An 8,893-nucleotide genomic window follows, 5' to 3' on the forward strand; every position below is an offset into this window, starting at 1 on the left:
CGCATCACCCCCTCCTCCTTTGCTTGGAAACATTCAACAACAAAATTCCACATATGAAAAGAATTCCGCCGTACAAATAGTTCCTAGTCATTGACATATCTCCTGTTGTTGGAAGCTTAGCCACTTTTGGTTCAAATGTTGGATGCTCTGCATTTGGAATAGCGAAATGAGGTTCTGGTTCGAATCCATTTGGAGAAAGATTCTTTATTTCTGGGATGTAAGTTTTATCAAACTGTATACTCGCTTCACTATCCACACTAGTTGCAGTTGCACCAATAGGAACACTTAAGAATATAATCAATAATACAACGCAGACAACTCTATAAATATGTTTCAATTTCCAGCCCCCTTATGCAGGTAGATTCTCGGACATGTTTGTTAATGAAACAAGTAAAGTGTCCGCTTTTTCTCCACTTCCCCTCCTCATAAAATTTTTTCTTTACTCACCATCGTTGTTACTCCTCCATTATAAAAGGATTTAAGTCCTGCCCTTCGTTACTTTGTATCGCTGAAAAAATATTTTGTTTACAAATTTATGAACAGGCCCCTATGCTCTTCAAAAAAAAAAGCAAGCTGCAAAGGCAGCCTGCGTTTCGTTAATTTATCTTTACAGCGTATTTCCTCCATCCACACTTAAAATCGCTCCCGTCATAAAAGCAGATTTTTCTGAAGCAAGAAATGAAACAAGCCCTGTTACTTCGTCCACCTGTCCAAGTCCCCCATCACGCAAAAGTCCGGCAGCTGATTTCGGCTGTACAAATTGGTGTTCCATCATGTATTTCCCAATTTTCTGGGTCATTCCTGTCATAATTCCTCCTGGACAAATGGTATTCACTCGAATATTTTTACTTGCATATTCCATCGCAGCATCCTGTGCTAAACCCACAACTGCATGTTTTGTAGCTGAATACATTCCAAATCCTGTTTCAGAACGAATTCCCGATGAAGAACTGACCAGAACAATATGTCCCGATTCTTGTTCAAGCATGATTCGTAACATATATTTCAAACCAAAAAACGTCCCCATAATATTGCTGTGAATCGTGTAACGAGCTTCATCTTCAGTAATTTCATGCAAGAGCTTCGGGTCGTGTGTGACACCTTGATTATTCAAATAAAAATCAACTTTTGAAAATTTATCTTTTGCAAGTTGCATGACTTTTTCCGCTTCTTCTTCAACCCCCATGTCTGCGTACATGAACGTTGCATCAATGCCTTCATTGCGGCACATCTCTGCTGTTTTTTCACCTTCTTCTGCATCCCAATCAGCGAGAACCAAATCAAAACCATCTTTTGCAAGTTGTAACGCGCTTCCACGACCTATTCCTGTTGAAGCCCCTGTTATTACGGCAGTTTTACTCATTTTGAATCCCCCTTAAACTTTTAATAGAGTCCTATTTAATTTTAACACTTTCTCCCTTTGTTAATGTGATACTTAGTATCGAAAATGAATGTTTTTTTTCATTATTTCTATGAAGTTTCATATTTCTATTTTTTTTTTGAGAAAATCTATGCTAAAATACATTTCTATGCAAAGGAGTTGAAACAGTGGACTTTATAACTTTTTTTCAAGGATGAGGCTCTATGTACTTCAGATGTCAGACACAATCATTTTACATACAAAGATGTACTATTTGAATATTCATCTCTGAAAAAAAATGAGGATATTGGCATTCTTCTCTCAGGAGATGCCGTTATGGAAATTCGAAATTCCAAGGGTGTTTGGGTTCCGAATAAAATCATTAAATCTGAAGATATCTTTGGTATCGAAAACTTTGCAACCGACATTAGAAAAAATCGGTTAGCCGATTATCGAATCACCGGATTAGATGGTGGAAATTTGTTATTATTCAATCGTGAATATTTGCTCATTCACATGTCTACTCAGCCAGAAATCTTGCAATTCATTTTAGATAAAACTGCAAATGCCCTTGTTGATATCACCTATATTCATCGCTACAGCCAATCTTCGTTAGCTTACAAACTTCTATTTGAAATCTCTCGCCTCATGACTGATCTTAATCTACCAACCAATGAAAATATTGTAACTTTCCCAAAATACATCACCATTACCTTTTTAGCTGGATATCTTCGTTCTAGTCGGAACCGTATCTTAGAAGAAATCATCAAACTTGAAAATCAAGAAGTTGTTATTTCACGTAAACCACTTGTCGTTGATTTACAAAAAGTTAAACAGGTATGTCGTGCTCGTCAATATGAATAAAGCGTGAGATCAAATTGGTCTCACGCTTTTATTTAACGAAAAATTTCAGAACAGAATATACGCCGAGAAAATAACCCAATCCTAAATTAAATACGATGTTACAAAAATAAACTATAGGATTTCGCAATTTTAAATTCCGAATAGCTAGTTTGCACAATAAATCGGACACAAATAAAAGAAGTATACCTATAATTCCTGGAAGAAAATAATGGCTAACCCAGCTAAAAAGTTGCGTGCTAAGAGAAATACCATTACTTGGTTCATATGAAAACAGCAGTAAATATGCGATGATGTACAAACCTACAATGATTTCTATACAAAAAAAGAAGAAAAAAAACTTTTTTTCCAGGTTCGGTAAAATAATGCCAACTTTTTTCCCCCTTTTTGGTAAATACTTATCTGAGTTTATCAAAAATGAAAAATCCATTTCCCCGTAATTTTCGAAAGATCAATAAAGCCAAATTCCCTACTGTCTCTGGAATGTAGCCGATTATCACCGAGAACAAAAACCTTCCCTTGGGGAACAGTTTTAACACCAGAAGAATCTTCCAGCGAATAATTTAATTTTGATAAGGCTTTGCTCCTCAGAATATATTTCTCTTTTTGTTCTCTCCCGTTTAAGTATAAATTACCATCGATAATTTCTATTTTATCTCCAGGGAGCCCGATAATACGCTTAATATACTCCGTATTAGGTACGTCTGGAGAAGAAAACGAGATAATATCACCACGTTTATAGGTGGCATCTCGCTTATAAATCAAGCCATACTCATTGCTTTTAAGTGTGGGTTTCATCGATACCCCTTCAATTTTGACCAATGAAAAATTGAAGAAAAAAATTACACAGATAACAGCTATAATGCTAATGGCTATAATAGCATGCAGAATTAGTTTTTTTAAAATTTCTTTTTTCTCTGTTGACTTGCCACTTTTTGATGTAGATTTTTTTTTTTGCTCGTTCTAAAGTCTGTATAATGTCTGTATTATTTTCATCCAGGCTGCTAGCAAGTTCTCCTTCTTTACGCTCCCTTTCTGGCAATACTATTTCTTGAGTTGTCATTTCTTGTTCTTCATACTTAGCTTTTGAATCATCTTTTACTTCGATATGCTGTATTCGCCTTTCATCAAGTCTATCTAAAATAGAAGTTAATCTTGTGATTTTTTCATCAAAAGCTCTTTCGCATTCATCTTCATCAGATTTTTTCAGTCCAAAAGTAGGGATAATTAAAGCATTTAAAATAATATCTCGTATCTTAGAACGAAAAACTCCCGAAAAATCATCAATCTCCTGAAGATTGCTTGAAGGATTCGAAGAAAAAAAACTCGATTTTATAATCGCCTTCAAAACCGTTTGCAATCACTATTCGGAGCCAAATAAATTGCGGAAACTCTATCTTTAGTTCCTCCATGCATTCCTTCACGTTAATGGCTTTTGCTTCAGAAAAATGAATCCGTATGATATATTTTTGACCGCAAAGAAGTCTATTAAATTTTTTCTTGTGATAAATTTAATTTTTGCTGATAAAGCTCTAGCTCTTGATGCGATGCTTCATAAAGCACATGCCCCTGAAATCCATCTTTTTTTTGTCTCAATTAAAATGTTCATATTGACAACCCTCTTCTTACTTCAATTCTTCAATAATATCATCCAATTGATCGATCCAACTTCCTAATAAATGATCGGTAACTTGTTTCATTTGAATCATTTTTTCTCGATACTGTTCAGCTTGCTGACTAATTGCTTGAAACTCTTCCTGTTTATTAACCAAAATATCCTCTGCCTTTTTCTCTGCTTTGCGAACGATCCGATCAGCTGTAGTTTGGGCTTCAATTAAAACATCCGCTAGGGCTTCTTTCGTCAAACTTGAAGATTCACTCAGAGAAGCGGGCTCATCACTTTTTACAGCTCTAAGTTGGGGTTTTGATTGCTCTACTTTTTCGTTTATCGCCAACTGATATTTCTCTTTCATTTCTTGATAATCTTGTTCAGTCTTTTCCATCAAACTAAGTCGGTCTCTTAATTTATAATTTTCATCCTTTAATTCCTTACTTTTGGCCTTTTCCTCTTCAAAATCAGTTAATAAGGATTTCACTTCTTTTTCTAGTTCTAACAATTCCTCATCCGGCAAATTTTGGCGCGGTTTATTCATTTTTTGAGCTCCTCTCTATTATCCGTTCCATCATTATGCCTTATTATATAAAGCTTTATTCTTGCTATCCTGTTACTTTGTTTCGATTGTCATCTCACTTTTTGACTTTTCTATGTAAAAGAAAAAATTATTTGTGATAAAATAAACATTATATAAAAAATTGATATTTCAAAATTTTCAAAACTATAAATGCTTATTTCTAAGATTGGGTCCTGCATTCGGCTAAAGGAGTATGATAGACATTGAGGGAAAGCGGGAAAATATGTGCACTGAGTTTGATGCACTATTTAAAAAAACATGGTTCATTTATTTGTAGTTTATCACTACCAAATGAACTCAACATTTACTCTCAGAAACAAATTAATGAGATGTTAGACACTCTATTCCACTATCATTTATTGTATAAAATTTATGGTAAATCTGGATTAGAAAAATATACTTTAACCAATCGAGGAAAATATGTAGTAGATAAGATAGACAGCATCTAGTAAAATCAACAAGCCAATGCAGGACTCAACTTGTAAATAAACAAAAAAGCTGTCAGAAAGTCATATTCCGACAGCTTTTAAATAATCAGCTTCCGATCAGCACTCGAGTTGGAAGACTTTCGATATTGTTGCTAATTTGTGTAACAGCTATTTCTGCACCAACTACTGCATCATTTGGATTAATAGCAATGAAAAAGTATCCTGCAGCATTTGCTAGACCTGAATAGTTTTGTCCACCAATTTGTACAACTACAAATGCATTTGGACTAGCCTGTCCAGATACTGCCGATGTTCCCGGAAGAATGGTATTAATGCTTGGGCTCTCTGGATAAACAATAATGACTTTACTTTCAGTACGTCCAGAGGCTGGATCAGTAGCTGTAATTTCTATATTTTGTCCTGCTTTATAAGATTGACTCATTTGAATCATAAACGTGCCAAGCGTTGATGCTTGGCCTTCATAAATACGATTACCGACTTGAACTTTAATTTTACTATTTGGAAGGGCCATACCTGTTAAAATCCGATCTGTATCAGTGATCATATTAACGCCTAGTTTGAAACTTCCTTGTACAACTTTGGCATTTGTTACAAGACTTTTGTGTTGCCCATCTGTTGAATACACCGAAATCAATGAGTTTACTGGATACGTATGGTCTAACAAGACCTTAAAGTTCCCTTCTGCATCTACTTTGGCTTCATAACTATCTGTAGAAATATTTAGTTTAATAGTAGTATTTGGATCCGCTGTACCGGAAACTGTAGTATCTTGGGTAGTTACTGCATTTATCAGCGGCGCTTTAAGTTGAATATTTCCTTTTGTGACATACATAGTGGTAGTTGAGCTTTCTACTCCACTTTTAATACCATATGCAGAAACAAGGGTTCCTTCAGGATAGGTTTTATCAAGCTGAATAGAAAATTTATGTGTATCTGGATCTGGTTTTGCCGTATAAGTTTGGTCTCCACCAAGAGTAACAATCACTTTATCCGCATCTGACTCTCCTGTGAGCACTTTTTCTGTTGAAGTAAGTGAATTTAATTGAGGCGGAGATACGACAATCCCTTGTTTCACATAGACGACCGTATCAGAGCTAGTCTGTCCATCCTTTATAGCTCGTGCCGTGACCTTTGTACCAACTGGTAAAGGCCAGAGCTTCACACTGAACTTTCCTGTACTAGCATCTGGTTCAACCCTAAAAATAGTATTTTGTACTTCAACCTCTACAATTGGAGCGTTAGATGTCCCTGATAAAACATTATCCGTAGTATTAATAGGATTTAATTGAGGTGGAGACAAAGTGACTCCTTGCTCTACATAAATCGTAGTTCCAGAGCTACGCTGTCCATTTTTTACAGCATAACCAGTAATTTTTGTGCCTGCAGAAAGTCGTGAACCTAAATTCACGCTAAATTTTCCAGTTTTCGCATCTGGGTAAGCTTTATACGTAGCATTTCCAATTTCAATTTCTACAAGCGGTGCATTCGATGATCCTGTTACAATTGTATCTGTAGATTTAACAGCATTTAAAACTGGTGGATCCACTTTCACAGCTTCTGTAACTGTAATAGCTGCACTTGGACCACGTTGACCTTCTTTTACCCCATAGGCTGTTACTTTCGTCCCTGCAGCGAGTGTACGTTTTAGATCCACACTAAATTTTTTAGTAGTAGAATCTGGATAGGCCTTATAAATATTATTACCAATTTGAATCTCCACAAGTGATTCATTCGACATTCCAGTTACAACTGTATCTGCAGTCGTCATTGGATTTAATTGAGGTGTCTCAATGTAAATATTCTTTTGCTGAACAAATATTGTGGAAACAGGACTAACCTGCCCATCTCTTTCACCATAAACATCTATTCTAGTTCCAACAGGATAAGTCCGCCCCAGTTGTACAGTAAATGCACCAGTTCCTGATGTAGTTGACCCATAAAAATTTTGACCATTGATGGTGACCCGAACATTAGGAGCATTCGAAAATCCGCAAACAGTCGTTTCATTTGTATATACCGGATTGACCATTGGAGCATTTAAACTAGGCGGTACCACCCCTGACATTGTCGTTTTTATTGTATCCACTATATAACCTTCAGGGTTAAGTTGATAAACAATGACTTCTGATCCTCCAGGGAAAGTTCTTCCCAAGTTAATATAGACATTTCCCCATTTATCTACTTTTGAAGAAAAAATGTTTCCATTAACAACAGCTGTAGCCGTCCAGCCTGGTGTCGCAACCCCAGTTATCACACTTTGTTGATCTGACGGTGGATTAATTCGTAAGGGTTTATAGGATGGCTTCCAAGGTGGAAAATAAAAAATCTGGACTCGCATTATCACTACTTTGTGCAGAAACTGACTGAGTACCTTGCCCCCCCCAAAAAAAACACTTAAAAAAATCAAAATTGCTAGAAGCCATTTGAGTAATTTTCTCTTTTTTTTTCATCTTTTTACAACCCTTCATTTTACCTTCTTGTTTGTATAAAATAATGGGGCACTTCATGATGCCCCACTATTCTTAAAAAATAATAACTGAACTTACGTGACTCTTCACCCCATCAACTTCTGAATAGCAGTCTAAAGTATCAAAAGAAGCAATTGGATTTTTAAGTCTGAATATTGCTTGACCATTTGAATCTGCCATTTGTTGTAATACGTCTGAGCCTCCATGTTGAGACTGAATAGTCATGGTTACTAAACTATCTGGATCAGCATTAATCACAATCATTTGATCTCCTACTGCTGGGATCTTACCTGTTTCAAAAGTAGGAAGACGTGGTTCAACAAGTTGATTAACTATTTCAGCATTTTCACCCATGGAAGTTACATATGCTGAAACAGGTGTCCCTATTGGATATCTTCTTTCAATATCCACAACAAAACTACCGTTTGCATCCGATTTTGTCTTGAAAAGACGATCCCCAACTTTGACTGTAACATCTACATTTGGACGTGAAACATTACCTATTGCTTGTTCATCTTGGCTAGTGACAGGACTTAGCGACATCGTTAATTTCTGTGAATCCATAACCATCGATTGAAATACTGGGCTCACATTATTAGATTCGTCTGTAGCAGTAGCCGTAATTGTTGTCCCCATCGGGAAATTCCTTGCTAGATCAATCGTAAAATTCCCATTTTGATCTGCTTTTTTAACATATGAAGCAGTGCTTCCATTTGGCAATCCTAAAGAAACTCGAACTACAGCAAACGGCTCCGTTGATCCACTAATCGTTGTGCTAGTTTTTAAAACTGTATTGAGGGCTGGTGCTCCAGGAGCTGTTGTATCTTCTACTACAATTTTAACTGGATCACTTTCAATTCCAGATTGGCCCGTTGCCGTGACATTTACTTCTGTATTTTTTGGATAAGTAGTATTTAATTTTACAACAAAGTCCCCATTATTATCTGCTTTAGTTGTATACAAGTCTTGACCAAGTACTACTTTAATTTGTGAATTAGGTTCAGCCGTTCCTGTGACCGTTTTGCTCGAATCTCCTACCTCATTGACTTTAGGAATCTCTGTCTTTACAGTTCCTTTAACAGTTACAATCGCTGGATCACTTCGATTATTTTGTGTATCCACTTCCACTACTTTGACCTTTGTTCCACCAGGAATAGGCTGGTTCAGATTAATCGTAAATTGTTTATCTGGTCCTACTTTTCCATAGAGGACTTGGTCATTAATAGATACAATGATTTGACTTCCGACTTTACTGCCTTTACCTGAAATTTGTTTCATTGTATCATTGAGCGGATTTACCACTGGAACACCTGGCTTAACTGTATCAACAACCGAAACAGTCGTTGTAGGACTTTCATTCCCTGCTTCATCTACTGCTTTAACCGTAAGTTTATCTCCAATATTAGCAGGTTGGGTCAGATGAATAGAAAATTGGCTTTGTCCATTTCCTACATCCACTCCATTCGCAACACCTTCACCCACTAAATCTCCTTTTTCATCTCTAACTTCAATCTTACTACCTGTTTCAGCAGAGCCTTTTACAATTTGTTCGCTCACTTCAAT

8 protein-coding genes are annotated in these 8,893 nt (G+C 36.3%); 1 reads left to right on the forward strand and 7 read right to left on the reverse strand.

All coding sequences use genetic code 11. From position 1 onward, the window contains the following. Positions 1-4: 4 nt before the first annotated feature. Together MAQA_RS02450 and MAQA_RS02455 are read right to left on the reverse strand one after the other, a co-directional pair. Positions 5-337, reverse strand: a complete 333-nt coding sequence (locus MAQA_RS02450; RefSeq protein ID WP_036070935.1) for an LPXTG cell wall anchor domain-containing protein — start codon at positions 335-337, stop codon at positions 5-7. 270 nt (positions 338-607) lie between these two features. Continuing rightward, positions 608-1,363 carry an SDR family NAD(P)-dependent oxidoreductase gene (locus MAQA_RS02455; RefSeq protein WP_036070938.1) on the reverse strand — a complete coding sequence of 252 codons (756 nt, stop codon included), beginning with the start codon at positions 1,361-1,363 and terminating at the stop codon, positions 608-610. Between the two features lie 333 nt (positions 1,364-1,696). On the opposite strand from MAQA_RS02455, the gene MAQA_RS02460 reads away from it, so the two are divergent. Then, positions 1,697-2,224: a hypothetical protein gene (locus tag MAQA_RS02460; protein ID WP_036070940.1), complete on the forward strand. Its 528-nt coding sequence runs from the start codon at positions 1,697-1,699 to the stop codon at positions 2,222-2,224. A 408-nt stretch (positions 2,225-2,632) separates the two neighbouring features. On the opposite strand, the gene lepB is transcribed toward MAQA_RS02460, so the two are convergent. The 5 genes from lepB to MAQA_RS14520 all read right to left on the reverse strand — a co-directional run. Next, positions 2,633-3,043 (reverse strand): signal peptidase I, encoded by a 411-nt coding sequence (gene lepB, locus MAQA_RS02470; RefSeq protein WP_241463030.1) that lies wholly within the window; start codon positions 3,041-3,043, stop codon positions 2,633-2,635. A 43-nt stretch (positions 3,044-3,086) separates the two neighbouring features. After that, positions 3,087-3,581 (reverse strand): hypothetical protein, encoded by a 495-nt coding sequence (locus MAQA_RS02475; RefSeq protein ID WP_036070947.1) that lies wholly within the window; start codon positions 3,579-3,581, stop codon positions 3,087-3,089. A gap of 265 nt (positions 3,582-3,846) precedes the next feature. Then, entirely contained in the window at positions 3,847-4,374 is a 528-nt protein-coding gene (locus MAQA_RS02480; RefSeq protein ID WP_036070948.1) for a hypothetical protein, read from the reverse strand. Between the two features lie 573 nt (positions 4,375-4,947). Then, the gene (locus tag MAQA_RS02490) at positions 4,948-7,200 is read right to left on the reverse strand and encodes an Ig-like domain-containing protein (protein ID WP_159099949.1); all 2,253 of its coding nucleotides are present in this window, start codon (positions 7,198-7,200) and stop codon (positions 4,948-4,950) included. Positions 7,201-7,384: 184 nt separating this feature from the next. Then, the coding region (locus tag MAQA_RS14520) for an Ig-like domain-containing protein (RefSeq protein ID WP_159099950.1) at positions 7,385-8,893 on the reverse strand (1,509 nt) is incomplete at its 5' end.

This window comes from Listeria aquatica FSL S10-1188, from assembly GCF_000525795.1.
Lineage (GTDB): Bacteria > Bacillota > Bacilli > Lactobacillales > Listeriaceae > Listeria > Listeria aquatica.